We start from the raw sequence: 25,917 nt of genomic DNA on the forward strand, positions 1-25,917 counted from the left end.
ATATACTAAAATCGACTTTTAAAAGTTAAGGATAAAAACGTTTTACATTGAAAACCAATACACTTAAATACGCACTTCTTCTCGGATTCTTCGCCATTCTTGCAGCCTGTTCTACAAAGAAAAACTCTTATATAAGCAGAAACATGCATGCATTGAGTACAGAATATAATATTTTGTACAACGGCGAAATCGCGCTCCAATCTGGAATTACAGAGCTTAAAACCCAATATAAAGATAACTTTTGGGAACTGCTTCCTGTGGAAAGAATGCAGGAAACTCCAGAAAATATGGTTCCGGGTGATAAGAAAAATCCAAACTTTGAACGCGCTGAAACCAAGGCAAATAAGGCCATCCAAAAACATTCAATGTATATTGAAGGAAGCGAGAAAAATCCGCAGATGGATGAAGCGCACCTTTTATTGGGAAAATCAAGATATTATGACCAGCGTTTTGTTCCCGCTTTAGAAGCTTTCAATTATATTTTATACAAATATCCCAAAAGTGATAAAATATACGAAGCAAAAATTTGGCGAGAAAAAACCAATATGCGCATGGAAAATGACGCGGTTGCTGTAAAAAATCTTCGAAATTTACTAAAAGAAATCAAATTTAAAGACCAAGTTTTTGCAGATGCAAATGCTACTTTGGCGCAAGCATTTTTAAATTTGGAAGAAAAAGATAGCGCGGTTTCAAAATTAAAATTAGCGGCAGAATTTACAAAACAAGACGAAGAAAAGGCGAGATATCACTTTATTCTGGGTCAATTGTATGAAACTCAAAATAAAAAAGATAGCGCCATTGCAGAATTTCAGAATGTGATCGACATGAAAAGAAGATCACCAAGAAGATATGTAATTCAATCTCATGCAAAGCAAGCGCAGTATTTTGATTTAAAAAGTGGCGATACTTTGGCGTTCATGGAAAAGTATAATGACTTGCTTGAAGATAGAGAAAACCGTCCGTTTTTAGATGTGATTAACCATCAAGTCGCGTTGTTTTATGACAAACAAAATAATTATGACGTTGCGAAAAAATATTACAATCGCTCTTTAAAATCGGTTTCGCAAGACAATTATCTGGTTGCGTCAAACTATAGAAATTTGGCCGAAATTAACTTCAAGAACGCAAAATATTCTACAGCCGGACAATATTATGATAGTACGCTGGTTCGTTTAGATGTAAGAACTCGCGAGCACAAAGCAATTAAAAAGAAAAGAGAAAATCTTGTTGATGTTATTAAATATGAGGCAATTGCGCAGAATAATGACAGCATTCTTCATATTGTTGCACTTTCTGAACCAGGCAAAAATAAATTCTTTGAAGATGTTATTGCAAGGTTGAAAAAAGAGGACGAAGCAAACGCAAAAAAAGCTTTAGAAGCAAGCTTGGCAACAGCAAATAACGCATCAAGCATGAATGCTGCAAGCGATGCGGCGGCAGCTGAAAATGCAAAATCGCAATCAAAGTCGGCTTTGTTAGCTGCAACGAAAGAGTCAAGCGAATCGCAATCGATGATGCCACCAGGGCCGTCAAGTAGCCCTTCTTCGGCTTCTAATTTTTATTTTTATAACCAAGCTACTTTGTCTTTTGGAAAAAATGAATTTAGAAAACGCTGGGGAAATAGAGCTTTAAAAGGAAACTGGAGACTTTCTGAAGGAAAATCAAAAATTGGTTTTGGAAACGAAGAATCAGAAGAAGATGTTGCTTCAACAGAAGAAGAAGTTGTAGAAGAAAAAATTGATCCAAGATATACGGTTGATTATTATTTAAAACAGCTTCCGACAGATCAAAAAGTGATTGATAGCTTGGGAAAAGAAAGAAATTTCGCGTATTACCAATTAGGATTAATTTATAAAGACAAATTCAAAGAATATAAATTGGCAGAAGGAAGGCTGGAAAAATTGCTTGAAAATAATCCAGAAGAAAGACTGGTGCTTCCGGCGATGTACAATCTTTATAAAATTTATGAGATCACGAACAAGGACAAAGCGGTGGTGATGAAAAATAAAATCATTACGCAATATCCGGATTCTCGTTATGCGACGATTTTAAAAAGTTCAGCGTCAGATTTGGCCAAAGCCAATGATACGCCTGACGCAGCTTACAACAAATTATTTAAAATGTACGAGGCTGGCCAATATCAAGCCGTTTTAACCGAAAGCGAAATTTTGATTGACATTTATGCCGGTGAAGATATTATCCCAAAAATTGAATTGCTTAAAGCAAATACCGTTGGGAAATTAAAAGGTCTTGATGAATATAAAGGCGCACTGAATTATGTAGCCTTAAATTACCCAAATAGCAAGGAAGGAAAAGAAGCGGAAGCTTTATTGACCACAAATATTCCACAATTGGAAGCAATAGCTTTTGACAAAGAAGTGCCGATGAGTTGGAAGATTTTGTACAAAGTTTCCTCAAATCCGGAAGATAAAAATACGAAAGCGCTACAAGATAAATTGAAGAAATTTGTTGCAGAAAGAACTTCAGATAAATTGACGCTTTCTTTTGACGCTTACACAATGACCGAAAATTTTGTGGTGATTCACAACATTGGCTCAGAAGATAAAGCGAAAGATATTGCAACAATTTTAAGAGATTACAAAGATTATAAAATTGCCGACAGTTCGATTTTAATTTCAAATGAAAATTATAAAGTGGTTCAAATCAGAAAAAATCTAGCGGATTATTTAGCGGCTAAAAAACCATAATTATGTTTGATAAAAATCCAAAATCTTATACCGATCTTTTGGGTAAAACCAACAGAATTGTGGAAGGAACCGTAATAAAAGGCGATATTATTTCGCAAGCGGATTTTAGATTAGACGGAGAATTAATTGGGAATTTTCAATCAAAAGGGAAAATTGTCATCGGTCCGGCCGGAAAAGTTATTGGAGATATCATTTGCAGAAATGCCGATATCGAAGGTAAATTTGACGGAAAAATTGAAGTAATGGAAATTTTAAATGTCAAGTCAAAAGCAAAAATATACGGCGAAGTCATCGTCGGTAAATTGTCTGTTGAACCCGGAGCAGAATTCAGCGCATCGTGCGTGATGAAAGCCAATGTGAAAAACTTAAATCCAAACGATGGAAGACAATCAGGAGAAAAAATCGCCTAGCAAATGGGCGGCAATGATCAACATTCCATTTCAAATGGGCGTGATCATTTTTGTTTTTACGTATGCCGGAATGTGGCTTGACGAAAAATATTCAAACGGATCTTCAACGTGGACAATCGTTCTCTCGTTGCTTTCTGTATTTATCGCGCTTTATAACGTCATCCGACAAGTCAAAAATTTAAATAAATAATGAATAGAGTCGTTGATTTTTTAAAGTTCTTTGTTCCTTTTTCAATTGTATTATTTGCGGCGCAATATTTTGCAATGCAATCACTTTCTGAAAGCTTAGATTTCTTTTACCAACCTTGGAGTATTTACACTTTTAATATAGTAGCCACGTTTTTGGTCTATTTGTTTTTGATTTTTGTCAATAACAATTTTCCAACATACACCGGATTTGCCTTCCTCGGCGCGAGCCTTTTCAGAATGATGGCAGCGGTCGTTTTTTTGATTCCGTTGATTAAAGCAGGCGTAAAAGACCCCATTGTTGATGTTTCAGCCTTTTTTATACCTTACTTTTTGTTTCTGTTTTTTGAAACTTATTTTGCAATTCATTTAATAAACAAAGGATAAGAGTAATGAATATTAAAGAATTGTCATTGAAAAGCCAAATTACTAAAAATTACATCGATATATTTTCAAGTGTAAATTAAATATGTACCTTTGCAAAAAATTTTGAAACCTAAATTAGATACACATTTAATAATGATAATTTCAAATAAACCAGTCCAATTTTTATTACTTGCTTTATTAGCGCTGACTCCGTCGGTAAATTTTGCTGCATCTGTTGATAGTATCTATATTAAGACGGAAGCTGTCGAGCCGGTTGCAGGAAGCCACAAAGAATTAGATACTCACGCAGAAGAAGAGGAATTTAATGCTAGTGAATTGATCAATTCGCACATCGGTGACGCTCATGATTTTCACATTGCTGATTGGAACGGTCACCCGATTTCATTCAATCTTCCTGTGATTTTGTGGACTAACAACGGTTTGGAAATTTTTTCTTCGGAGAAATTCCACCACGATAATTCTGGTCACCACGCAATTGACGTAAACGGTCAAAAATTGGTTCGTTATAAAGAAATAATTTTTTATGCTGACAAATTTGAAGAAATGACTCCAGAAGAAAGAGACGGTGGTGCTTTTGCTTTTGACGCAAGACCTTTAGATTTCTCTATCACAAAGAACGTTTTCTCAATGATGATGTCTGCTATTGTGTTGTTCTTCTTGTTTTTTGCCGTAGCAAGATCTTACAAGAAAAACCCAAAAGCACCAAAAGGATTAGCAGGTTTCTTAGAACCGCTTGTGACTTTTGTTAGAGACGAAATCGCTATTCCAAATATCGGAACAAAAAAATATGCAAAGTACATGCCGTATCTTTTGACAATATTTTTCTTTATCTGGGTAAACAACCTTATCGGATTGATTCCATTCTTCCCATTCAGTTCTAACTTGACAGGAAATATCTACTTTACTTTTGTAATGGCGTTTATTACTTTCATCGTGACAACTTTAAGCGGAAACAAAACATACTGGGGACACATTTTCAATACGCCAGGAGTTCCTGTGTGGTTGGCTCCAATTATGATTCCTGTAGAAATTATCGGGATGCTTACAAAACCATTCGCATTGATGATTCGTTTGTTCGCAAACATCACGGCGGGGCACATTATCATTTTAAGTTTAGTTTCTCTTATTTTCATTTTCAAAACCGTTGCTATCGGACCAGTTGCTGGAGCATTCGTATTGTTCATGAGCGTATTAGAAATGTTAGTTGCTGCTTTGCAAGCGTATGTGTTTACATTGCTTTCAGCATTATTTATTGGTCAGGCTGTTGAAGAGCACGATCATCATTAATCAGAGTTTTATTAATTATTAACTATATAAATTTATTATTATGGTATTAGCTGGAATCGGAGCTGGATTAGCAGTAATTGGTGCAGGTCTTGGTATTGGAAAAATTGGTGGTTCTGCAATGGACGCTATTGCTCGTCAACCAGAAGCTGCTGGAAAAATCCAGACTGCTATGATTATTGCTGCTGCACTTATTGAAGGTGTTGCTCTTTTCGCAGTAGTTGTTGCGTTGATCACAAACGCATAATTAAAAACTAAACTTCCTGTAGCGGTTGGCTCCAGGAAGTTTTTTAAAAAGACAAACAATTTTAAATATATAATCTTATGCAATTAACTTCACCAGAGAGTTTAATTTTTTGGACAACAATTATCTTCGTTGTTTTCTTCATTCTTTTGGCAAAATTTGCTTGGAAACCTATTTTAGGTGCTGTAAAAAGCCGTGAGGAATCAATCAACAACGCTTTGGCATCTGCAGAAGCAGCTCGCAGAGAAATGCAAAATTTAACTGCAGACAACGAGCGTATCTTGCAAGAAGCTAGAATGGAACGTGATGCTTTATTAAAAGAAGCACGTGACATGAAAGATAAAATGATTGCTGATTCAAAACACGAAGCGCAAGTTCAAGGAGAAAGAATGATTGAGCAAGCGAAAGCGGCTATCGATGCTGAGAAAAATGCGGCTATGTCTGAATTGAAATCTCAAGTTTCATCATTGTCTCTTGAAATCGCTGAAAAATTATTGAAAGAAGAATTATCTAACAAAGAAGCTCAAACCAAATTGGTTGAGAGAATGTTGGGTGACGTAAAATTAAACTAAGATCATGTCAGGAACCAGAGCAGCAATTCGTTATGCAAAAGCAATTTTAGACTTGGCCATCTCTCAAGGTGTAGCTACTGAAGTCTATAATGATATGGTTTTGATTTCTTCAACAATTAAGGAAAATGAGGAATTGAGTACTTTTATTCAAAACCCAACCATTTCTGTAACTGTTAAAGAAAGTGCCTTGACAGAAGTTTTCGCTCAAACAAATGGATTGACAAAAGGTCTTTTCCACTTGTTGTTCGAAAACAAAAGATTCGAGATTTTAGAAGGAGTTGCTTCACAATATGTTTTGCAATCTAATGAGATGAACGGTTTTGAAGTGGCTACGGTGACTACGGCTATTCCATTAGACGCAGACTTGGAAGCAAAAGTTTCTGAAAAAATCAGAGAGTTTTCAAACAAAAAGATTACGATTGAAAATATTGTAGATCCATCGATTATCGGAGGATTTATCATAAGAATAGGCGACAAGCAATACAACGCTTCCATCGCTAACAGATTACAAGTTTTAAAAAGAGAGTTTTCAAATAATTAGTATTTATGAAAAATTTAAAAATATTTTTTGCTGTATTATTCTTTGGAATTTCTTTCAGTGGTTTTGCTCAAAAAGTAAAACTTAAACAAGGGGATGTTTTAGTTGACGAAGTAGTTTGGCTGAAATATCAAGATTGTGGAAGTTTTGATAAAACATGTTCTTTGTTGGATAAAAATAATGAAGAGATTATTTTTTTAAATTGGGTCACTGTTCCTGGCGCAGAGCCAAGAACTAAAAGTAATCCACAAGGAAATTTAACTTATGTTGAAATAAAATTTCTTGGTTTAAAGAAATCTTTTGAAATTCAAAAAACACAAAAAGACATTATCAAGATGCTGTACAATTCTAAAGTCATAAATGAGGATTTGACAGTAAATGAGGAGAAAGCGGAATCGATGGTTGAAAAATACGGAAGAGAATTTTCAGTCAGATATTAATACGTTTTGATAAATTAGAGTAAATAGTAATAGAAGTTAAGGTAATTATATAATATTATGGCGGAAATTAAACCTGCTGAGATTTCAGCAATATTAAAAAAGCAATTATCAGGTTTTGAATCTGGTGCAACGCTGGAAGAAGTTGGAACAGTATTGAATGTTGGAGATGGTATTGCTCGTATTTACGGGTTGTCAAATGTTCAATATGGAGAGTTAGTGGAATTCGATAATGGTCTTGAAGCTATCGTTTTGAACCTTGAAGAAGATAACGTGGGTGTGGTACTTTTAGGACCATCAACAGGTATCAAAGAAGGTTCAACTGCCAAAAGAACACAAAGAATCGCTTCTCTTAAAGTTGGTGAAGAAATGGTTGGTCGTGTTGTTAACACACTTGGTCAGCCAATTGACGGTAAAGGTCCAATTGGAGGAACTTTATACGAAATGCCATTAGAAAGAAAAGCTCCTGGAGTTATCTTCCGTCAGCCAGTTACTGAACCATTGCAAACAGGTGTAAAAGCTGTTGATGCGATGATCCCAGTTGGTCGTGGACAAAGAGAGCTTGTGATTGGTGACCGTCAAACTGGTAAATCAACCGTTTGTTTGGATACTATCTTAAACCAAAAAGAATTTTATGATGCGGGTCAGCCTGTATTCTGTATATATGTTGCAATTGGGCAAAAAGCTTCAACTGTAGCAGGAATCGCTAAAACTTTAGAAGAAAAAGGTGCAATGGCTTACACAGTTATTGTTGCTGCAAATGCTTCTGATCCAGCTCCAATGCAAGTGTATGCTCCTTTCGCAGGTGCTGCAATTGGTGAGTACTTTAGAGATTCAGGTCGTCCAGCTTTGATTGTTTATGATGATTTATCTAAACAAGCGGTAGCTTACCGTGAGGTTTCTCTTTTGTTGAGAAGACCACCGGGTCGTGAGGCTTATCCTGGAGACGTTTTCTACCTTCACTCAAGATTGTTAGAAAGAGCTTGTAAAGTTATCGCTAATGATGACATCGCTAAAAACATGAATGACTTGCCAGATTCTATCAAAGGAATCGTTAAAGGTGGTGGTTCGTTAACAGCTTTGCCAATTATCGAAACGCAAGCGGGTGACGTTTCTGCATATATCCCAACAAACGTAATTTCGATTACTGACGGACAGATTTTCCTTGACGGAGATTTGTTTAACTCTGGAGTTCGTCCAGCGATCAACGTTGGTATTTCTGTATCTCGTGTTGGAGGTAATGCTCAAATTAAATCAATGAAAAAAGTATCAGGTACTTTGAAATTGGATCAAGCACAATTCCGTGAATTGGAAGCGTTTGCTAAATTTGGTTCAGATTTGGATGCAGTTACTTTAAACGTAATTGAAAAAGGAAAAAGAAACGTTGAAATCTTGAAACAAGGTTTGAACGATCCTTATACTGTTGAAGATCAGGTTGCAATTATCTATGCAGGTTCTAAAAACTTGTTGAGAAATGTTCCTGTAAACAAAGTAAGAGAATTTGAGAAAGACTTCTTAGAATTCTTGAACGCAAAACACAGAGATACTCTTGATGCTTTAAAAGCTGGTAAATTAGATGACAAAATCACTGATGTTATCGAAAACGTAGCGAAAGAAGTTTCAGCGAAATATAACTAATATAAAGGTATAAGGTTAAAGGTTTAGGGTTCAAGTTTGAGCCCTGAACCTAAAACCCAAAACCCTGAACCCATAAGAAAATGGCAAATTTAAAGGAAATCCGTAATAGAATTACTTCCGTTTCATCAACGATGCAAATCACATCGGCGATGAAAATGGTTTCTGCTGCAAAGCTTAAGAAAGCACAAGATGCAATCACTGCAATGCGCCCTTATGCCGAAAAACTAACGGAATTGTTGCAAAATGTTAGCGCTTCTCTTGATGGAGACAGCGGTAGCAAATATTCTGAACAACGACCTGTGAATAAAATTCTTGTTGTGGCAATTACTTCAAACAGAGGTTTGAGTGGTGCTTTCAACGCGAATGTTATAAAGCAAACAAGAAATCTTGTGAATCTTTATGCTGGAAAACAAGTTGATTTCGTTACCATTGGAAAAAAAGGAAACGACATTATTAGAAAGGCAAACACAGTTATCAACAACAATAATACTGTTTTTGATGATTTGACTTTTCATAATGTAGCGGCAATTGCTGAAGAATTGATGCAACTTTTTGTGGAAGGACAATATGACAAAATTGAGTTGGTTTACAACCAATTTAAAAATGCTGCAACACAAATTATCATTACTGAGCAATTTTTGCCAATTGTTCCAACAGAAACTGAAAGCACTACTCAAGTAGATTACCTTTTTGAACCATCAAAAGAGCAAATTATTGAGGAATTGATTCCACTTTCTTTAAAAACGCAATTGTACAAAGCTATCAGAGATTCATTCGCATCTGAACACGGAGCACGTATGACGGCAATGCACAAAGCGACAGATAATGCAACAGAATTGAGAAATCAATTGAAATTGACTTACAACAAAGCGCGTCAAGCTGCAATTACCAATGAAATCCTTGAGATCGTTGGTGGAGCTGAAGCTTTGAAAGCATAATTCAAAAACATATTTTAAAAAGGCGCTTAGAAATAAGCGCCTTTTTTGTTTTAGTTATTTAAATGATAAAGCAGAAAATCAAAAAATGAAGCGCGTTCTTCGCTATAATTTTGATAAGTAGAAATTTTTCCGCTGTGGCCAGAGTTGTTTAACGTTTTCAGAAATATCGGATTTTTTTGAGCGACTCTATTCTGTAATTTTGCTGCGAATTTAAACGAATGTAACGGCGGAACTCGGTCATCATTTTCAGAAGTCACGATCATTGTAATCGGATAATTCACATTTTCCTTAATATTGTGATACGGCGAATAGTTCATAAAAGTATCAAATTCATCTTTTTTCTCAATGTCGCCATATTCTTCCTTCCAAAATTTACCGGCCGAATATTCTCCAAATTTTGCCATGTCATAAATTCCAAATTTTGGGATAGCTACTTTAAACAATTCGGGCCTTTGCGTCATTGCAACACCAACAAGCAATCCTCCTTGCGAAGCGCCTGTGATTGCCAATTTATTTGAATTTGTATAATTTTCTTTGATCAAATATTCACCGCCATCGATGAAATCATTAAACGTATTCATCTTTTTCAAACCTTTTCCATCGTTGTGCCATTTCTTACCTTTTTCGCCACCACCTCTAATTTGCGCATAAGCATAAACGCCTCCTTTTTCAAGGAAATAAAGTATTCCGGTATCATATTTTGGATTTGAAACTACTCCGAAACCACCATAAGCTTCCAATAACGTAGGATTATTTCCGTCTAATTTTAGACCTTTTTTATAAATAATTGTAATCGGAATATCTTTATTATCTCTGCTTTTATAAGTCGTTACTTTCGTCTCAAAATAGTCAAACGGAAACAAGGTCGGCTTTGGTTTATTAAAGTCATTAAAGTAAGGGTTGTTTTCTCCGGTGAGAATATTTAATTTATAATTGTGATTTGAAATAGTATAAGAATAGAAAGTTACAAAAAGATTGCTGGTTTCTGAATCTAAATAATTTACCTTGAAATCCATGCCATAAGGCGCTTCAAATTTTCGAATATATTTTCCGTCATAGTCATAAATAAGCATGTATGTCTTTTCTAAATTTCGGTATTTGCAGACGATATAATCTTTATAAAAATAACTGTTTATCAATAAGTTGCCATAAATTTGAGTTACAATTGTTTTCTCGTCTTTTCCGTTTAAATCACAAGATCTAATTTCTCCCCAGTCAAAACTTGGCTTCGAGAAATAAATCCTTCCTTTTGAATAATCGAGAAATTCAAATCCAGGTTCTAAGTTTTCGCAGAAAGAATTTAAATCATAATCATCATTTTCTAAAGACGTGTATAAATATTTTTTCGGTTTTTCGTCGTCTCCCGCTTCAATTATAAAAAGTTTCTGATCTGTCGTAAAAAAGCCAAAAGGGCTTTTGGACACACTTCCGTCATAAACCAATTTATCCTCTTCCTGAAGATTTCCGATTTTGTGATAATATAATTGGTAGGTAGAATCAACGGCAAAACGATCCGCATTTATATTTTTTTTATAAAAAACACCTTCATCTTTGTGCCAAGAAACATTTGAGTAGCGCACATTTGTAATTTTATCTTCAAGATTTTTTCGTGTGTCGAGGTTTACAAACCTAATTTCTCGCATATCGCTTCCGTCTTTTGTCACTGAAAAAGCTAAAATCGACGATGTTTTTGAAGGATAATAACCGCTTAATTGCACATTATTGTCATTATATATCTTGTACGGACTTACAATTTCTATTGGAGTTTCGTTCAAGCTTTTCTTGAAGAATAGCGTCGCAGGTTTGTTTTTATCAATTCTATAACTTGCATAAAAATATTTCCCCTTTTTACTCGGAATACTATAAGTTGATAAAAAATCATATTCTTTTATTTTCGAAAAGCTCGAGTAATTTTTTCGGACTTCGGCCATATGTAAGTCGGTAACGACGTTTTCTGCGGAAACCCAAGATTTAGTTTCGGCATAATCCACCTTTTCCATCCAAGAATAATCATCTTGATAAGAAAATTGATGTTTTTTAAAAGTGGTCGGAATTTTTTTCGCTTCCGGAAAATTCTGAGAATGAACAAGAACAGTTGTAAAAAACAAAAGAAGCAGGAGGATTTTTTTCATCGGAAATATCTGATATTTCAACAAATGTATTGATTTTTGCGCTTCCTTTTAATTTCATGTTTCCTCATCTGCATTTTATCGGTAAAACCACACACATAATCCGATAAAAGTAGTTGTAAAAAGAAATTTCTTCCAAAATTTTTACATTGCAAGAAATTTAAAATCAACGCCTTAAGTTTCGCTAATAGCAATGAAAAACTACGTAATGGTATTTTTTTGTATTTTTTCTTTCTTACAAAATACAAACTCTTATTCCCAAACCGGAATTGGCATTCGAGATGTACATCCGTCGGCATTATTACAATTAGAAAGCACGAGCAAAACCTTTGTAATGCCTAGAGTTACTGATGCGCAAATGCTCTTAATTCCGTCGCCACTAATCGGAGCGCAGGTTTACAACACAACTTACAATTCATTATTTTTCTATACCGCTGTAGGTTGGAGAAATATAAACTCAAGCGCGCTTGCCGCAATAATGATTGACAAAAATTTCAGTTCAGGAACAATTCCGGCGGTAAATAACACATATTATTTGCTTCCGATTGGAATTTCTGAAATAAAATACAACACCGAAGCCGTTTTTACGGTAGAAGCCAATGGAACGATTAGAATTAGAAAATCAGGAACTTACTTAATTTCTGCCGGAGTTTCTGTGTCAAATATGCCTACGGGAAACCGAAAATATGCCTTAAAAGTGTATAAAAATGACAGCCTGATTGCGGTGTTAAACGCTGGTGAAGCAACAACTTCTGGTTCAGATTATTGGGGAGTGAATGGCGTTTGCGTAGCGGCTTTAAGCGCAAATGATTTAATCACAGTCAAATATTTAATCAACAATAACGGTGGAAATCTTTCGCCTAAATTCGTCAATATCAGCATCACACAATTATAAAAAAATGAAATATTTATATCTCTTTTTATTCGCCTCGTTCACGTCTTTTGCACAAACAGGAATTGGAATTTCGAGCCAAGAAGTAAATGCAGGAGCAATTTTGCAACTAGAATCCACCACAAAAGCATTTGTGCCACCAAGAATGTCTGATGCCCAAATGCTAGCCATTGCGTCGCCACTAATTGGTTCGCTGGTTTATAATTTGACTTATGACTCGCTCTATATGTACACAAACACGGGTTGGAAAAATGTGTCGATTACTGTAAATGCTTCCGTTGTTTTAAATAAATCTTATGCTACCGGAAATGACGCGGTAACAAACAGCGATAATAATTATGTAAAATTTCCTCTGGTTTCGGCTGATATTCAAACGAATACGCCAGCGGTTTTTGAAGTCACTTCAAATGGAACTGTAAAAGTAAAAGAAAGCGGTATTTTTCTGGTTTCTGCAGGATTTTCGATTTCAAATCTTCCGGCGGGAAATATAAAGTATATCATCGGAATTTATAGAGGCGAAACCTTAATTGGATATTTGTCTAGAGGCGTGACCGCACTGACAGCGACCGATGAGTGGGGAACTAGCGGAACTTCTGTAATCACTGCAACTGCAAATGACTTGATTAGTTTTAGATATGTAATCAATAATGGAGGCGTGCCTCTTGATGCGATTTTTTTCAATATCGGAATGACAAAGATCAAATAGTTTCGGGAATCTTGCCCAAAGAAAAACTTACCGAAATAAGCATAAACGCAAAGAAATAGCTATTTTTGTTACATACAATTTGACCAATTTTGAGTTTATACAAAAATCTTTTCAAGCAGACCGCCATTTATGGACTTGCCACGGTAATTCCACGGATGTTCAGCTTTTTTCTGGTGCCACTTTACACCGAATTGCTTCCGAAAGAAGAATATGGTCAAGTAAATATATATTTTGCTTACTTAATTTTTTTCAACGTAATTCTGGCTTACGGAATGGAAACTTCCTTTTTCAGATTTTACAACAATAACGAGGAAGACAAAAAAACCGTGGTCGAAACTTCAATGGTTTCCATCTTTTGGACAACGCTTCTTTTCCTCGCCATAGCAATATTATTCAGAGTTTCGGTGGCCAATTTTCTGCAAATCGACGTGCAGTATATCACATATATTATTTGGATTTTGACGCTGGATGCTTTGGTAATCATACCGTTTTCGAAGCTTCGGGCAAATCAGCGACCAATGTTTTATGCCGCAATTAAGATCGGAAACGTGGCGGTAAATCTGAGTCTGAATTTATTTTTCCTGATTTACCTTCCAAAATTGGCGAACAATAATCCGGATAGTTTTATTAGTTCCATTTATTTCAAAGATTTTCAAGTCGGCTATATTTTTGTCTCAAATATCATCGCCAGCTTGCTCACGCTGTTGGTTTTGTTGCCAAATTATTTCCATGTAAAATGGAAATTCGACTTCAGTCTTTGGAAACGAATGACAAAATATGGTTTCCCAATAATGATCGCCGGAATCGCTTTTGCCATCAACGATCAATTCGATAAAATTTTATTGAAATATCTTTTGCCAGCCGATATCGCCGAAGAGCAAGTTGGGATTTATTCTGCGTGTTACAAACTCGGACTTTTCATGGTGCTTTTCAGAACGGCGTACACTTTGGGAATCGAACCGTTTTTCTTCAGCCACGCTTCCAATGAAAATGCAAAACAGACGTACGCAACGATCACCAAATATTTTATAATTCTTGGCTCGTTGATGACTTTAGGCGTAATCGTTTTTGCCGATGTTTTGAAATTGATTATGATTCGAGATTCCAGTTTTTGGGATGCGATGGGCGTTGTTCCATTGATTATTCTGGCCAATTTCTTCCTGGGAATTTACACCAATCTTTCGGTTTGGTACAAATTGACAAACCAAACCCACATCGGAGCTTACATTTCAATCGTTGGCGCAATTATTACCTTGGGATTAAATTACTTGCTGATTCCTTACTTTCAAGAGAATGGAAATCAAGGATATATGGGTTCGGCTATTGCCACAATCGCTGCTTACGGAAGCATGATGTTGATTTCGTACACGCTTGGAAATAAATACTACCCGATTCCTTACGACAAGAAAAAAATTGGAGCTTACCTGGGAATTTCCATCTTGTTTTCTGGAGTTTATTTTTATCAATTCAGAGAAAATTATTTCGTCGGAATTCCGATGTTATTGGCTTTCAGCTATTTTATATATTACAACGAAAAAGAAACGATATTGCGAATCGTGAAACGCAAACCAAAACAAGTTTAAAATAAAATTAGAACCATCAGTAATGGAAATTAAAATAATCAATAAATCACAGCATCCACTTCCAAATTATGAAACTTTGGCTTCAGCCGGAATGGATTTAAGAGCCAATCTTTCAGAGCCAATTACCTTGAAACCACTAGAAAGAGCAATTGTAAAAACCGGACTTTTCATTGAACTGCCAATTGGTTTTGAAGCACAAGTTCGTCCAAGAAGCGGATTAGCAGCGAAAAAAGGAGTAACTGTTTTAAATTCTCCAGGAACCGTCGATGCAGATTACCGTGGCGAAATCGGCGTGATTTTAGTAAATTTATCAAACGAAGATTTCATCGTGGAAAACGGGGAAAGAATCGCCCAATTAATCATCGCCAAACACGAAAGAGCGGTTTGGATCGAAGCTCAAGAATTGACTGAAACTAGCAGAGGAGAAGGCGGTTTTGGCAGCACTGGCGTAAAATAAAATTTAATAATTCAAAGATTAAAGATTTAATAATTCTATGCAATTTTTAAATCTTCCAATTTTTAAATCTTCCAATCCTTAAATCTTTCAATAATAAAATATGAAAATAATAGTTCCAATGGCGGGACGCGGTTCACGTCTTCGCCCACATACATTAACAGTTCCAAAACCGCTGATTCCAGTTGCTGGAAAACCAATTGTTCACCGTTTGGTTGAAGATATTGCGGGCGTTTTAAATCAAGAAATAGAAGAAGTAGCTTTTGTGATTCACGAAAGTTTTGGTAAAAAAGTGGAAGAAGAATTAATTGCCATTGCCGAAAAATTAGGAGCAAAAGGAACCATTTATTACCAAAATGAAGCTTTAGGAACAGGTCATGCCATTATGTGTGCCAAAGATTCTTTGAGCGGTCCGGCAGTTATCGCTTATGCGGATACGCTGATTCGTGCTGATTTTGATTTAGATAAAACCGCCGATAGCGTAATTTGGGTTAAGCAAGTAAACGAACCAGAAGCTTTTGGCGTTATTAACTTAAACGAAAATAATGAAATCATTGAATTGGTTGAAAAACCAAAAGAATTTGTTTCAGATTTAGCCGTTATCGGAATCTATTATTTTAAGGATATTTCGGTTTTAAAAGACGAATTACAGCTGGTAATTGACAACAATATTATTCACGGAGGCGAATACCAAATCAACGACGGAATCAAGCAGATGATGGCAAAAGGAATGAAATTTGTTCCTGGAAAAGTGGATGAATGGATGGATTGCGGTAATAAAAACGTAACAGTTGAAACCAATTCAAGAATGCTTGGATTTCTGCATAATGACGGAGAGCACTTGGTTGATTGTGACGTGAAACTAGAGAATTCTACAATTATTCCGCCATGTTTTATCGGAAAAGATGTAATTTTAATTAATGCGACCGTTGGTCCAAATGTATCGTTAGGAGACGGTTGTCACGTAGTTGATTCTACAATAAAAAATAGTTTGGTTCAAAATCATTCGCATATCAAAAATGCAAATTTAGATAATGCAATGATCGGAAGCCACGCAAAATTTGATGGAAACTTTACGAGCATTAGCATTGGCGACTACTCAGTTTTGGAATAAAATTTGATAAAAGGTTACTATGAAAATTAAAAAATATCTTTTTGCATCGCTTTTCTTCGGAATGTTGCTGTTTCCTGCGATGGTTTCTGCCCAAGCGGAACCAGATGATATCGCCTTGGCGGAAGACAAATTTCAAGATAATTTTTATGAATCATTGAAGCAAAAAGGCATTGAAAATTATGACAAAGCTGTTGTTGCTTTAGAGAAATGCCTTGCCGCTCAACCTGAAAATCCGGTGGTAAATTATGAATTAGGTAAAAATTATTTGAGCCTAAAAGATTATAAAAAAGCCTACGATTATTTCCAAAAAGCTTCGGTTTTAGATCCAAAAAACAAATGGTATTACGTTGGAATGTATGATGTCTGCTATCAAACTCGTGATTATAACCAAGCGATTGTCGTAGTCAATAAATTGATAGAATTTAGTCCGGCTTATAAGGAAGATTTGACGGCACTTTTTATGTACACTGACCAATTTGACAAAGCTTTGGCTTCAATAAACGAGTTAGACGAAGCGGTTGGAAAAACGCCGCAACGTGAAGCTTTCAAGGCTTCGATTATGAAAGATTCCAAATATCAGTTGGCCGAAAAAGACCAATTGTTGGCTGCAATAAAGAAAAATCCAAAGGATGAATCGAAATATATTGCCTTGATTTTATTGTATTCTGACAGCAATCAAGAAGAAAAAGCGTTTGAGATCGCAAAGAAATTAGAGAAAGAAATTCCGGATTCTGAGTTTGCACAAGTCGGATTATTTAAGTTTCACTTGAATAATAACGACGGAGACAAAGCCATTTTGGCGATGAACAAAGTTTTTGAAAGCAAGAAAATTGATTCGAAAATAAAGTACAAAACGCTAAATGAGTTCTTGATTTTTGCTAAAAATAATCCGCAATTTAACGCCGATTTAGACAAAGCTGTCAGTTATTTTGATAACGAACAGCAAGTTGCGATGACAAAAGAAATTGGGAAGATTTTTTATGCCAAGAAAAATTGGGAACGCGCCATTCATTATTTAGAAATTTATTCAAAAAATAATCCGCAAGAAGTGGAGCCAAATATTTTCTTGCTTCAAGCCTACGCTGAAAGCGCAAAATTTGATGCTTTGGCCAAAAAATCATCAGAATTGATTGACTTTTTTCCGTTGCAACCAGAGTTTTACTATTATTCAGGATTGGCGAACAACCAATTGAAAAACCATAAGAAAGCTAAAGAATTTCTGGAAATGGGATTGGATTATTTGCTTGAAAATCGTGATTTAGAAATTAATTTCAACATACAATTAGGCGAAGCTTACAACGGACTTGGAGATGTTAAAAACAAAGAAAAGTATTTCAAGAAAGCAGACCAATTATTAAATCAAAAAAATAAATGAAAAAGTTTCTCATCATAACACTCGGAATCTTAATGTTTTCCTGCGGTTCAAAAAAATCGGTAATTGCCGAAGGAACTGCTAGCGAAACCGTAGCTTCGGCTGAGGTAATCAAAAATCATTACAACTTAAAGCGAAATTTCAAAACGGCTTACATCAAATCGAGCGCTAGATTTAAGGATGATAAATTGGCGCAAAATGTTTCTGCCGAAATCAGAATCCAGAAAGATGAGCAGATTTTGGTCAGCGTTCGCTTCCTTGGAATTACAATGGCAAAAGCTCATATCACGCCAAAATTTGTAAAATATTACGAAAAAATTGGGGGTAGATTCTTTGAAGGAGATTATTCCACATTAAGCAAATGGCTTGGAACCGATCTTGATTTCCAGAAAGTTCAAAATATGTTGATCGGTGAAGCGATGGACGATTTGACCAAAGGAAAATATAAAACAACGGTTGAAGAGCAACTTTACAAAGTGGAAGCGACTTTTGATAAAAATACGGCAAAATCATTTTTCTTTGAAGCGGCAAATTATTTGATCAAAAAACAAGAAATTACGCAGGCAAAAGAAGACCGGATGTTGCTGGTTTCATACCCAAATCACAAAGATTATCCACAAGCTGTAATGCCAACGGAAGTAAAAATTGAAGCCAACCAAAAAGGGAAAAAGACAACAATTGACATTGAATACAACACCATTTCATTTGACGAAAACTTAAATTTTCCATATAGCGTGCCAGATGGCTACGAAAGAATATATATTGATTAGATTTGCACAAACAAACCATTATGCCAAAATTTATCCTCACACTCTTTTTTTTATTGACCACTTCTTTGATCTGGAGTCAAAGCGACGCCCAAAGAAAATTGGAAGAACGTAAAGAACAGCTTCAAAAAGAAATTGCCGCTGCCAGAAGCGCTTTAAGTACTGAAAGAAAGAAAGAAAAGTCAGTAATGGTTCAGATTTCCCAGCAAGCAGCAAAAATCAAGTTGCAAGAGAAATTAATTGCCACAACTGAAAAACAAGCCAAATTATTGAGCGATGATATTTACACCAATCAACTTAAAATAAATGCGATGAAAAAAGACTTAGACATCTTGAAAAAAGACTACGCAAAGATGATTGTCAAGTCTTATAAAAGCCGTTCAGAGCAAAGTCGCGCGATGTTTTTATTGTCTTCGCAAAACTTTTTGCAAGCTTACAAACGTGCGCAATACATGAAGCAATATTCCAATTATAGAAAAAATCAAGGAGATGAAATTCAGGTAAAATCTACGGAATTAACAAATTACAACGAAAAACTTGGCGTTCAGAAAAAAGAAAAGCAAAAGCTTATTGTTGAAAATGAGCAAGAGAAAAAAACGCTAGAAGTTGAAAAACAAGAGCAGGAAAAACTGATGCAGTCAATTAAAAAAGACGTCAAAAAGTTAACTGCTGAAATCAATAAAAAACAAAAAGAATCTAAAGAAGCCGATCGTCAAATCAAGAAATTAATTCGTGAAGCAATTGCCGAGGCCAACAGAAAAGCCGCCGCGGCGAATAAAAAAGCGAATCCAAAAGCGACTGTTGCTGAAACAAAAGCCATTGAAAATTCCACAAAAATTGTCTTGACACCAGAAGGAAAAATCGTTTCAAACAGCTTTAAAGCAAACAAAGGAAAATTGCCTTGGCCAGTAAGCAAAGGATTTATCTCTTTAAAATACGGAAACCAACCACATCCGTTATTGAAATCGCTAACAGTTCACTGTTCAGGAGTTGAAATCAGCACTGATCCAGGAACATCTGTCAGAGCCGTTTTTGATGGCGAAGTAACCAGAGTTCAAGTAATGTCTGGAAACAACATCGCGGTTTACGTGCAACACGGAGATTTTTACACGGTGTACCAAAATTTAAGTTCGGTGAGCGTTTCACAAGGAAGCAAGGTTTCCAGAAATCAAAACATCGGGAAAGTAGCCACACGCGGTGGCGTAACAACACTAAAATTCCTCGTGATGCAAAACACAGAATACATGAATCCAGAATCCTGGATTTCAAAATAAGACAAAAAAAGGGAACCATTTCGGTTCCCTTTTTAATTATATAAACAACGCTTTCAATTCTGTCGCGTCGTGCGGATTCATTTTTCCGGCCAGAACAAGGCTCAACTGCTTTCTTCGCAGCGCCGCGTCATAACGCTGTTTCTCCAATTCCGTTTCAGGAACAATCCCCGGAATTTCCACCGGACGACCCGTTTCATCCACCGCCACAAACGTGTAAATCGCTTCGTTCGCTTTGTTTTTGATGCCAGATTCGCGGTCTTCAATCCACACATCGATATAAATTTCCATCGAACTTTTAAACGATCTCGAAACCTTCGCCTCAATCGTCACAACACTTCCCAACGGAATTGCGCGATTAAAAGCCACGTGATTTACCGAAGCTGTAACCACAATTCTGCGCGAATGTCTTCTCGCCGCAATACTTGCTGCACGATCCATTCTCGCCAGCAATTCACCGCCAAAAAGGTTGTTCAAAGGATTAGTTTCTCCCGGCAAGACCAAGTCAGTCAAGACAGCTACAGATTCTGATGGAGTTTTTGGTTGCATAATTTTTTTTGCAAAGGTAATCGATAACCAATAGATTTTTACGTTTTTTTGAAGCTAATCCCGCTTTTCCCTGCAAGCTTTTCCCCGAAAAACTTTTTTTCTTCTTGGCTGGCAAGAGCTTCCTCCGGTCGCTTCGCCAGCCAAAGAAAAAATAGTTTTCCGTGAAAAAGGCTTTCCGTTTCAATCGGGGCTAGTGACGCAGTTTGCCGACAATCACTGCGCCAGAAAAGCAATCAAAATCATTAAAATAAAATTTATTTTCATAGGATTTTCGTTATCCTAACAGGTTTTTAAAACCTGTTAGGTATAAAAAACAGCTCAAAATTGATAATAGCATTCTTTAAAAAGGAATGAGAATTGGCTTTAGTCAAAAAAACAAGCTACTTGAAAATTCATACCTAACAGGTTTTTAAAACCTGTTAGGATATTCGATGGCGATTGGCGGGCGACAAAGGTTGGCGAACTGCCGTTTGCAAAGAAGCAAATAGTTTCTCAAATAGCCCTGATGCTGCAATTGTTTGAGCTCTTAAACCGGTGAACAAACCGGTTTAAAGCGAGTTGCTGCAGCAGGAAAATGGTTTTCAAATTTACCTGGTGACTTGCTGCCAAATAATTTAGACAATGTGATTGCTTCGTTTCTCGCAATGACGAGGCAAAAAAAAATCCCGACAGAATCGGGATTTGAATTATAACTCTTTAATCAGAAGCCAAGCTTCAGGATTTTCAGTTTTCTGAATTTTTGACATTGCTTTTTGAGCTTCGGCATACGTAGAAAAACTGCCATAAAGAACCGGATATAAACCGTGTCTTGTTTGTTCAATTCTTCTTGATTTGAAACCTTTTTTGCTCAATTTCTCGTAGATTTTTTGTGCGTTTGCTTCATTTCTGAAAGCGCCGGCAACAACGTGATACGCCATTTTTTCTTCCTTAACGGTCAATTTCACGGCTGGAAGCGGACTTTCGATAAAAAATGTAGCTTCTTGAATTTTATTTTCTACTTTTTCCTGCACTGATTTTTCAACCATTAATTGTTGTTCAGAAGCAAGTTTGTTTTGGTAATCGTTGTAATAATTGTTTCCAAAAAATCCTGCAGCGCCAAGTCCAAGAACGAAAATCGCAGCATATTTAAGATACGAATTCTTTCTTCTTTCTGGAGTAAACGCAATCGGCGCTTTTTCTTCTAACGCTTCAATTTGTTCTGCATAAATTTCTCTCTGGATTTTTGGCGAAACAAAAGTGCTTAATCCAAAAGAATCGGTCAGGTAATTCATGCTGTCAAACGATTCAAAAACCAAATTGCTTTCTGAATTTACAGTAAATTGCCCGATGTTTTTTACCTGCAAAGTTTGGTTTTGTTGCAAGGCATATTTCCACTTTAAAACTTCAGTTTCGATGTTTTTCACTGCATCTTCATACGTGATTTTTTCTGACTGAGAAATGTGGTTAGCCAGCAATCCGTCGTTGTTTTTAAGATGAAAATTAAAGGAAACGACTTTCCTTGGCGGATAAAACGATGCCGCATTTTCGTTCAGTCGAGCTGATTGGATTTCGGTCAAAAAAGCCCCGAAACCAGGTACCGAAACGCATTGGTATCTGTATAAAAGTTGTGATATGTGATGTTCCATCTTCATAAAACAAAGTTAGCCAATCATCAGTCAGAGCAAAATTTTATCAACAAATTTTATTAACAATTTGAAAAAAAGTCTTTTCTTTGACATTCAATTATTTGCCATGCCCGAAGAAGAATTATTTTACCTGTTAGCGTTACAGAAAGTCGAATTAGTAGGCGATATCGTCGCTAAAAAACTGCTAAATCATTTTGGAAACGCCAAAGAAGTGTTTCAATCAAAAGCTTCAAAACTTGGAAGCATCGACGGAATCGGGAGCATTTTGATCAGAAATCTCAAAGATAAATCTGTTTTTGAAAAAGCAGAAAAAGAGCTTCAATTCATCAAAGAAAACCATATCGACACGCTGTTTTTTCAGGATGAAAATTATCCTGATAAATTGAAACATTGCATTGACGGACCGGTTTTACTTTTTTCTTCTGGAAATATTGACTTTAAAAATCGGAAAATCATCAGCGTTGTCGGCACTCGCCAAATTACTTCCTACGGAATGGAATGTTGCAAGAAATTGATTGCAGATTTGGCTCCGTTAAATCCAATTATCGTCAGTGGTTTTGCATACGGAGTTGATATTGTCTCACATCAAGCGGCGATGGAAAATAACCTGCAAACCATTGGCGTTGTCGCGCACGGCTTGAACCAGATTTATCCAAAAGTACACACCAAATATGTCGCAAAAATGGAGGAAAACGGCGGTTTTCTAACTGATTTTTGGAGTTCATCTAATCCTGATAAAGAGAATTTTGTGAAGCGAAATCGAATCGTTGCGGGAATGTCTGAAGCCACAATCGTCATAGAATCTGCCGATAAAGGCGGTTCGTTAATCACTGCAAATATGGCTGTGGATTACAATCGTGATGTCTTTGCTTTTCCGGGAAGAGCAACTGACAAATACAGCCAAGGTTGTAATAATTTGATTAAAACTCAGAAAGCCAATTTGTTGACTTCTGCGGCAGATTTGATTTACATGCTCAACTGGGACTTAGATTCTGAGAAATCAAAACCCGTACAAAAACAATTGTTCGTCGAATTGGACAATGACGAACAAAAAATCTATGATTATCTTCTGAAGTCGGGGAAAGAACTTTTAGATATCATTGCTTTAGATTGCGAATTTCCGGTGTATAGAATATCTTCAATGCTTTTAAACATGGAATTGAAAGGCGTGATTCGGCCGTTGCCGGGGAAATTATTTGAAGCAATTTAGGCTTATTTTAAACCTAAATTACCATCAAATGAATTGAAATCTTCTTTGCCTTTTGGTTTTACTTTTAAAAGATCATAAAGCTGATTGCAAACCGCTTTAAGTTCTGGTAAATTTTTGTTTTCCAATGCTTTATCACCAAGATTTACCAGCTTATTAAAATTTGAAGCACTTTTGTATTGATCGTCATCCAAAAATCTAAAATGATAAAAGAAGTCGATGTAGCGCTCGTCTTGCTTGTAATAAATGTCGTCTAAAAGTTTGTCAAGTTCCTTGTTTTTCTGCTTGATCAAATATTTGTTATTCGATTCTAAAAACTCTTTTTCTGTTCTAATAATTTTTTCGAATTCTTCTTTTTGGCGAGGCGTTGCGCGTTCCAAATACGATTCAAAAACGTCTTTCGTTCTTCGGTATTCGTCAATTTCTCCCAAAACGTGTTTGTGGCGAACCAAATCATCAAATTCTTGAATCGCAATTCGCTTCATTTCATCAATCTGATATTTTTTATCGGTTGATTTATCGTCTGCAATTTCAAGGGAATCATTATAAAGAACCGCCAAATAATCTTTGATTCGCTTTATTTTTGAAAGATATTCATAGTTTTCTTCTGCTTCTTCATTCTCAATTTCTTCATTGATTTCGTCCAAAGCACTTTTTACTTCGGCAGACAATTTTTCTAAAGAAACCGTGCGCTGATGCGGATTGAAGACCTCATTAATTTCTAAATCTAACGAACTTATGTACACATTTACGCTTAAATCACGTGATTCTGAAATCTTGAAATTCAGTTCGACATCCATTCCTTTTAATAAATCTTGCGTAAAATTTCGTCCAGAAATTTCGATGTAACCGATTGTCAAATTGCTTCCAACCATACTTCCGGCATTTCCTTCAACGATGTTGATGATCAATTTATCGTCAGAATTTTTCAAGATATTTTTAGAGCAAGTTTTATAAATCGTCTTCTTCATCGGCAGAATATCGTTTTTCTTGAATATTCTTTCCATATATGTTTTGCCAGATTGTTCGTCAACTTCCAGGCAAATATCGTTTGGCAACGGCTGTCCTAAAATATTATACAATCCATTTGTAATCTGAATATTTTTCTGATGAATTTGATTTTGGCCAAAATCATACAAAGAAATCGTGAAACCGTTCGTGGCTTTTTCAAGCAACGGGACGAACTCAGAAATCTTCTGGTTTATTTTCAAAATTCCGGTGTCAAAACCTCCGTCGGCACGAATGATTCTGTAATAGTGAGAAATAGAATTGTCAACAATTGCCACAATCAATTCTTCGGAATCTTTTGAATGCGGTTCAAAAATCAACTCTAGTTTTACTTCCGAAACTTTTTCTGAAGCTACATTTTCTTCTTCTTTTTCAACCAATTCTGAAGGTTTTGAACCTGCGTAAAAAGTCGCGCCTAAAATCACAGCCGTAGTTGGATCAATGCTGGAATCGATAATAATTTCGGTTCTTTTTTGCAATTCTTCTCGGATGTAAGGAATGTAAGTTGTTCCTCCAACCAAAATAATGCGTTCAATATCAGAAAATTGAAGTCGGTTTTCAGTAATTAATTTTTCTGTCAATTGAAAAGATTCGTCGAATTTTGCTTTTAAAATTGCTTCAAACTCTTCTTTTGAAATATCAATATCTAAGAAAATATCGAGTTCGTCAAAATCAATTTCAATGTTTGTTGTTGGCTTTAAAGACAATTCTTTTTTGGCTTCTTCGGCTTTAAAAAGCAATTCAAAATACAGTTTTTTGTAAATCGAATTTTCTTGCGAAGCGAGTTTGTTCCAAAGATTTTCAACCGATGAATTGGCTTCAATTTTAGGGCAGATAATTTTTTCTACGAATAAAGTATCCAAATCCACGCCTCCTAAAAAGTTGTTTCCTTTGTGATCAATAACTTTCAATTCGCGCTCGTCAATTTTCACCAAAGCCACGTCAAAAGTGCCTCCACCAAAATCATAAACGAGCCATTTTTTCTCTGTAGCAATTTCTAAATTTTGAATATTTGAATACGCCAAACACGCCGCAATTGGTTCTTGCAAAAGCACAACTTCTTCAAAACCTGCGCTGTAACCCGCTTTTTTGGTCGCATTTGTTTGAATTGTATCAAAGGAAGCTGGAATTGTAATCACGGCAGTTTTTGGATTTTCGCCTTGCGCAAAACTCGCCAATTCTTTTAAAATCATTGAAGAAAGTTCAATTGGCGTGATGTTTTTATCAAGATCTTCAACGAAATAATTTTCGTCAGAACCCATTTTTCTTTTGAAAGACGAAAACACATTATTTGAATTTGAAATCACGTGTTCGCGCGCTTTATCGCCAATTTGAATTCTTCCTTTTCGAAAAGAAACCACCGACGGAATCGTGTCTTTAAAACCAACCGGATTTTTAAAAATCGTTACTTTTCCATTTTCGTATTTGGCGATTCCAGAATTTGTGGTGCCAAGATCGATTCCAAAATTTATATTTTTCATAGTAATTTCAAGCGATTATTCGACGATGACAACTCCTTTTTGAATTAAAGAATAAGCATCATTTTCCATTTTATAAATAACTGGTTTCAAAACTTTGGTGATTTTTTTGGCGTTTGTAGTGATCATATTTGCCTCTAAAGAAGCATCTCTTTCGTCATAAGAATTGCCAATTGGGTTTACAATTTTGTATCCCAATTCTTCAAATTCGTGATTAATTCTTCGTAAATTTCTTTCAAAACTATCGATATTTTGTTCGCTAGCTTTCTTTTCTATTTCAAAAACCTGATTGATAATGTCTTTCATTTTTGTGCTGAAGCCTAAGTTATTGGGAAGCAATTTACAATTATTTTGGTTTTTCAAAGAAATCATTGTTATAAAGTTTTAAATCCTATTTTTGCGCCAATCTATTTTATCTGA

At 35.7% G+C, this 25,917-nt stretch carries 25 protein-coding genes; 20 read left to right on the forward strand and 5 right to left on the reverse strand.

Annotated features, from left to right (window positions below):
- Window positions 1-47: 47 nt before the first annotated feature.
- From porW to atpG, 11 genes are all read left to right on the forward strand, one after another.
- Window positions 48-2,708, forward strand: a complete 2,661-nt coding sequence (porW, locus tag ACFPVY_RS12360) for a type IX secretion system periplasmic lipoprotein PorW/SprE (protein WP_379792398.1) — start codon at window positions 48-50, stop codon at window positions 2,706-2,708.
- A gap of 2 nt (window positions 2,709-2,710) precedes the next feature.
- A complete protein-coding gene (locus ACFPVY_RS12365) occupies window positions 2,711-3,118 on the forward strand; it encodes a bactofilin family protein (RefSeq protein ID WP_379792400.1) in 408 nt (135 codons plus the stop codon).
- On the forward strand, window positions 3,087-3,308 hold the full coding sequence (locus ACFPVY_RS12370) for an AtpZ/AtpI family protein (protein ID WP_379792401.1): 222 nt from the start codon (window positions 3,087-3,089) through the stop codon (window positions 3,306-3,308). Before ACFPVY_RS12365 ends, ACFPVY_RS12370 begins: the two co-directional genes overlap by 32 nt.
- A complete protein-coding gene (locus tag ACFPVY_RS12375) occupies window positions 3,308-3,691 on the forward strand; it encodes a hypothetical protein (protein WP_379792402.1) in 384 nt (127 codons plus the stop codon). Before ACFPVY_RS12370 ends, ACFPVY_RS12375 begins: the two co-directional genes overlap by 1 nt.
- 132 nt (window positions 3,692-3,823) lie before the next feature.
- Entirely contained in the window at window positions 3,824-4,978 is a 1,155-nt protein-coding gene (gene atpB / locus ACFPVY_RS12380) for a F0F1 ATP synthase subunit A (protein WP_379792403.1), read from the forward strand.
- A 40-nt stretch (window positions 4,979-5,018) separates the two neighbouring features.
- The gene (gene atpE, locus ACFPVY_RS12385) at window positions 5,019-5,222 is read left to right on the forward strand and encodes an ATP synthase F0 subunit C (protein WP_039113322.1); all 204 of its coding nucleotides are present in this window, start codon (window positions 5,019-5,021) and stop codon (window positions 5,220-5,222) included.
- Between the two features lie 77 nt (window positions 5,223-5,299).
- Window positions 5,300-5,791 carry a F0F1 ATP synthase subunit B gene (locus ACFPVY_RS12390; protein ID WP_379792404.1) on the forward strand — a complete coding sequence of 164 codons (492 nt, stop codon included), beginning with the start codon at window positions 5,300-5,302 and terminating at the stop codon, window positions 5,789-5,791.
- Between the two features lie 4 nt (window positions 5,792-5,795).
- Window positions 5,796-6,332 carry an ATP synthase F1 subunit delta gene (gene atpH, locus ACFPVY_RS12395; RefSeq protein WP_379792405.1) on the forward strand — a complete coding sequence of 179 codons (537 nt, stop codon included), beginning with the start codon at window positions 5,796-5,798 and terminating at the stop codon, window positions 6,330-6,332.
- A gap of 5 nt (window positions 6,333-6,337) precedes the next feature.
- On the forward strand, window positions 6,338-6,769 hold the full coding sequence (locus tag ACFPVY_RS12400) for a hypothetical protein (RefSeq protein WP_379792406.1): 432 nt from the start codon (window positions 6,338-6,340) through the stop codon (window positions 6,767-6,769).
- A gap of 57 nt (window positions 6,770-6,826) precedes the next feature.
- On the forward strand, window positions 6,827-8,404 hold the full coding sequence (gene atpA / locus ACFPVY_RS12405; RefSeq protein WP_379792407.1) for a F0F1 ATP synthase subunit alpha: 1,578 nt from the start codon (window positions 6,827-6,829) through the stop codon (window positions 8,402-8,404).
- Window positions 8,405-8,484: 80 nt separating this feature from the next.
- Window positions 8,485-9,342: an ATP synthase F1 subunit gamma gene (gene atpG, locus ACFPVY_RS12410; RefSeq protein WP_379792408.1), complete on the forward strand. Its 858-nt coding sequence runs from the start codon at window positions 8,485-8,487 to the stop codon at window positions 9,340-9,342.
- A 50-nt stretch (window positions 9,343-9,392) separates the two neighbouring features.
- On the opposite strand, the gene ACFPVY_RS12415 is transcribed toward atpG, so the two are convergent.
- A complete protein-coding gene (locus tag ACFPVY_RS12415; RefSeq protein ID WP_379792409.1) occupies window positions 9,393-11,474 on the reverse strand; it encodes a prolyl oligopeptidase family serine peptidase in 2,082 nt (693 codons plus the stop codon).
- Window positions 11,475-11,664: 190 nt separating this feature from the next.
- Between ACFPVY_RS12415 and ACFPVY_RS12420 the strand changes: the two genes are divergently transcribed.
- The 8 genes from ACFPVY_RS12420 to ACFPVY_RS12455 all read left to right on the forward strand — a co-directional run bounded on the left by ACFPVY_RS12420 (window position 11,665) and on the right by ACFPVY_RS12455 (window position 19,633).
- Window positions 11,665-12,366, forward strand: coding sequence for a hypothetical protein (locus ACFPVY_RS12420; RefSeq protein WP_379792410.1), 702 nt, complete (start codon window positions 11,665-11,667; stop codon window positions 12,364-12,366).
- Window positions 12,367-12,370: 4 nt separating this feature from the next.
- Complete coding sequence (locus ACFPVY_RS12425; RefSeq protein ID WP_379792411.1) at window positions 12,371-13,069, forward strand: hypothetical protein; 699 nt, start codon at window positions 12,371-12,373, stop codon at window positions 13,067-13,069.
- An 89-nt stretch (window positions 13,070-13,158) separates the two neighbouring features.
- The gene (locus ACFPVY_RS12430; RefSeq protein WP_379792412.1) at window positions 13,159-14,652 is read left to right on the forward strand and encodes a lipopolysaccharide biosynthesis protein; all 1,494 of its coding nucleotides are present in this window, start codon (window positions 13,159-13,161) and stop codon (window positions 14,650-14,652) included.
- Between the two features lie 22 nt (window positions 14,653-14,674).
- Complete coding sequence (gene dut, locus ACFPVY_RS12435; RefSeq protein ID WP_379792413.1) at window positions 14,675-15,109, forward strand: dUTP diphosphatase; 435 nt, start codon at window positions 14,675-14,677, stop codon at window positions 15,107-15,109.
- A gap of 100 nt (window positions 15,110-15,209) precedes the next feature.
- Window positions 15,210-16,220 (forward strand): sugar phosphate nucleotidyltransferase, encoded by a 1,011-nt coding sequence (locus ACFPVY_RS12440; protein WP_379792414.1) that lies wholly within the window; start codon window positions 15,210-15,212, stop codon window positions 16,218-16,220.
- Window positions 16,221-16,239: 19 nt separating this feature from the next.
- Window positions 16,240-17,595: a tetratricopeptide repeat protein gene (locus ACFPVY_RS12445; RefSeq protein ID WP_379792415.1), complete on the forward strand. Its 1,356-nt coding sequence runs from the start codon at window positions 16,240-16,242 to the stop codon at window positions 17,593-17,595.
- Window positions 17,592-18,362 carry a lipoprotein insertase outer membrane protein LolB1 gene (gene lolB1 / locus ACFPVY_RS12450; protein WP_379792416.1) on the forward strand — a complete coding sequence of 257 codons (771 nt, stop codon included), beginning with the start codon at window positions 17,592-17,594 and terminating at the stop codon, window positions 18,360-18,362. The genes ACFPVY_RS12445 and lolB1 overlap by 4 nt, the downstream gene beginning before the upstream one ends.
- A 20-nt stretch (window positions 18,363-18,382) precedes the next feature.
- Window positions 18,383-19,633 (forward strand): murein hydrolase activator EnvC family protein, encoded by a 1,251-nt coding sequence (locus ACFPVY_RS12455; protein ID WP_379792417.1) that lies wholly within the window; start codon window positions 18,383-18,385, stop codon window positions 19,631-19,633.
- 36 nt (window positions 19,634-19,669) lie between these two features.
- On the opposite strand, the gene ACFPVY_RS12460 is transcribed toward ACFPVY_RS12455, so the two are convergent.
- A complete protein-coding gene (locus ACFPVY_RS12460) occupies window positions 19,670-20,179 on the reverse strand; it encodes an acyl-CoA thioesterase (protein ID WP_379792418.1) in 510 nt (169 codons plus the stop codon).
- A 686-nt stretch (window positions 20,180-20,865) separates the two neighbouring features.
- The gene (locus ACFPVY_RS12465) at window positions 20,866-21,804 is read right to left on the reverse strand and encodes an HU domain-containing protein (RefSeq protein WP_379792419.1); all 939 of its coding nucleotides are present in this window, start codon (window positions 21,802-21,804) and stop codon (window positions 20,866-20,868) included.
- 106 nt (window positions 21,805-21,910) lie between these two features.
- Between ACFPVY_RS12465 and dprA the strand changes: the two genes are divergently transcribed.
- On the forward strand, window positions 21,911-23,014 hold the full coding sequence (gene dprA, locus ACFPVY_RS12470; protein WP_379792704.1) for a DNA-processing protein DprA: 1,104 nt from the start codon (window positions 21,911-21,913) through the stop codon (window positions 23,012-23,014).
- 2 nt (window positions 23,015-23,016) lie between these two features.
- Here the strand turns inward: dprA and ACFPVY_RS12475 are convergent, their stop codons facing one another.
- A complete protein-coding gene (locus tag ACFPVY_RS12475; protein WP_379792420.1) occupies window positions 23,017-25,500 on the reverse strand; it encodes an Hsp70 family protein in 2,484 nt (827 codons plus the stop codon).
- 15 nt (window positions 25,501-25,515) lie between these two features.
- On the reverse strand, window positions 25,516-25,869 hold the full coding sequence (locus tag ACFPVY_RS12480; RefSeq protein ID WP_379792421.1) for a hypothetical protein: 354 nt from the start codon (window positions 25,867-25,869) through the stop codon (window positions 25,516-25,518).
- Between the last annotated feature and the right edge of the window lie 48 nt (window positions 25,870-25,917).

The sequence above is a fragment of the Flavobacterium qiangtangense genome, from assembly GCF_042658345.1.
GTDB lineage: Bacteria > Bacteroidota > Bacteroidia > Flavobacteriales > Flavobacteriaceae > Flavobacterium > Flavobacterium qiangtangense.

Coding starts and splice junctions, on each gene's coding strand:
- ACFPVY_RS12370 (WP_379792401.1), top strand. CDS start 3,087: ATGGAAGACAATCAGGAGAAAAAATCGCCTAGCAAATGGGCGGCAATG.
- atpH (WP_379792405.1), top strand. CDS start 5,796: ATGTCAGGAACCAGAGCAGCAATTCGTTATGCAAAAGCAATTTTAGAC.
- atpA (WP_379792407.1), top strand. CDS start 6,827: ATGGCGGAAATTAAACCTGCTGAGATTTCAGCAATATTAAAAAAGCAA.
- ACFPVY_RS12480 (WP_379792421.1), bottom strand. CDS start 25,869: ATGATTTCTTTGAAAAACCAAAATAATTGTAAATTGCTTCCCAATAAC.
- ACFPVY_RS12460 (WP_379792418.1), bottom strand. CDS start 20,179: ATGCAACCAAAAACTCCATCAGAATCTGTAGCTGTCTTGACTGACTTG.
- dprA (WP_379792704.1), top strand. CDS start 21,911: ATGCCCGAAGAAGAATTATTTTACCTGTTAGCGTTACAGAAAGTCGAA.
- ACFPVY_RS12475 (WP_379792420.1), bottom strand. CDS start 25,500: ATGAAAAATATAAATTTTGGAATCGATCTTGGCACCACAAATTCTGGA.
- ACFPVY_RS12465 (WP_379792419.1), bottom strand. CDS start 21,804: ATGGAACATCACATATCACAACTTTTATACAGATACCAATGCGTTTCG.
- ACFPVY_RS12425 (WP_379792411.1), top strand. CDS start 12,371: ATGAAATATTTATATCTCTTTTTATTCGCCTCGTTCACGTCTTTTGCA.
- ACFPVY_RS12445 (WP_379792415.1), top strand. CDS start 16,240: ATGAAAATTAAAAAATATCTTTTTGCATCGCTTTTCTTCGGAATGTTG.
- ACFPVY_RS12415 (WP_379792409.1), bottom strand. CDS start 11,474: ATGAAAAAAATCCTCCTGCTTCTTTTGTTTTTTACAACTGTTCTTGTT.
- ACFPVY_RS12365 (WP_379792400.1), top strand. CDS start 2,711: ATGTTTGATAAAAATCCAAAATCTTATACCGATCTTTTGGGTAAAACC.
- atpE (WP_039113322.1), top strand. CDS start 5,019: ATGGTATTAGCTGGAATCGGAGCTGGATTAGCAGTAATTGGTGCAGGT.
- dut (WP_379792413.1), top strand. CDS start 14,675: ATGGAAATTAAAATAATCAATAAATCACAGCATCCACTTCCAAATTAT.
- atpG (WP_379792408.1), top strand. CDS start 8,485: ATGGCAAATTTAAAGGAAATCCGTAATAGAATTACTTCCGTTTCATCA.
- ACFPVY_RS12400 (WP_379792406.1), top strand. CDS start 6,338: ATGAAAAATTTAAAAATATTTTTTGCTGTATTATTCTTTGGAATTTCT.
- ACFPVY_RS12440 (WP_379792414.1), top strand. CDS start 15,210: ATGAAAATAATAGTTCCAATGGCGGGACGCGGTTCACGTCTTCGCCCA.
- ACFPVY_RS12375 (WP_379792402.1), top strand. CDS start 3,308: ATGAATAGAGTCGTTGATTTTTTAAAGTTCTTTGTTCCTTTTTCAATT.
- ACFPVY_RS12390 (WP_379792404.1), top strand. CDS start 5,300: ATGCAATTAACTTCACCAGAGAGTTTAATTTTTTGGACAACAATTATC.
- atpB (WP_379792403.1), top strand. CDS start 3,824: ATGATAATTTCAAATAAACCAGTCCAATTTTTATTACTTGCTTTATTA.
- ACFPVY_RS12455 (WP_379792417.1), top strand. CDS start 18,383: ATGCCAAAATTTATCCTCACACTCTTTTTTTTATTGACCACTTCTTTG.
- ACFPVY_RS12420 (WP_379792410.1), top strand. CDS start 11,665: ATGAAAAACTACGTAATGGTATTTTTTTGTATTTTTTCTTTCTTACAA.
- lolB1 (WP_379792416.1), top strand. CDS start 17,592: ATGAAAAAGTTTCTCATCATAACACTCGGAATCTTAATGTTTTCCTGC.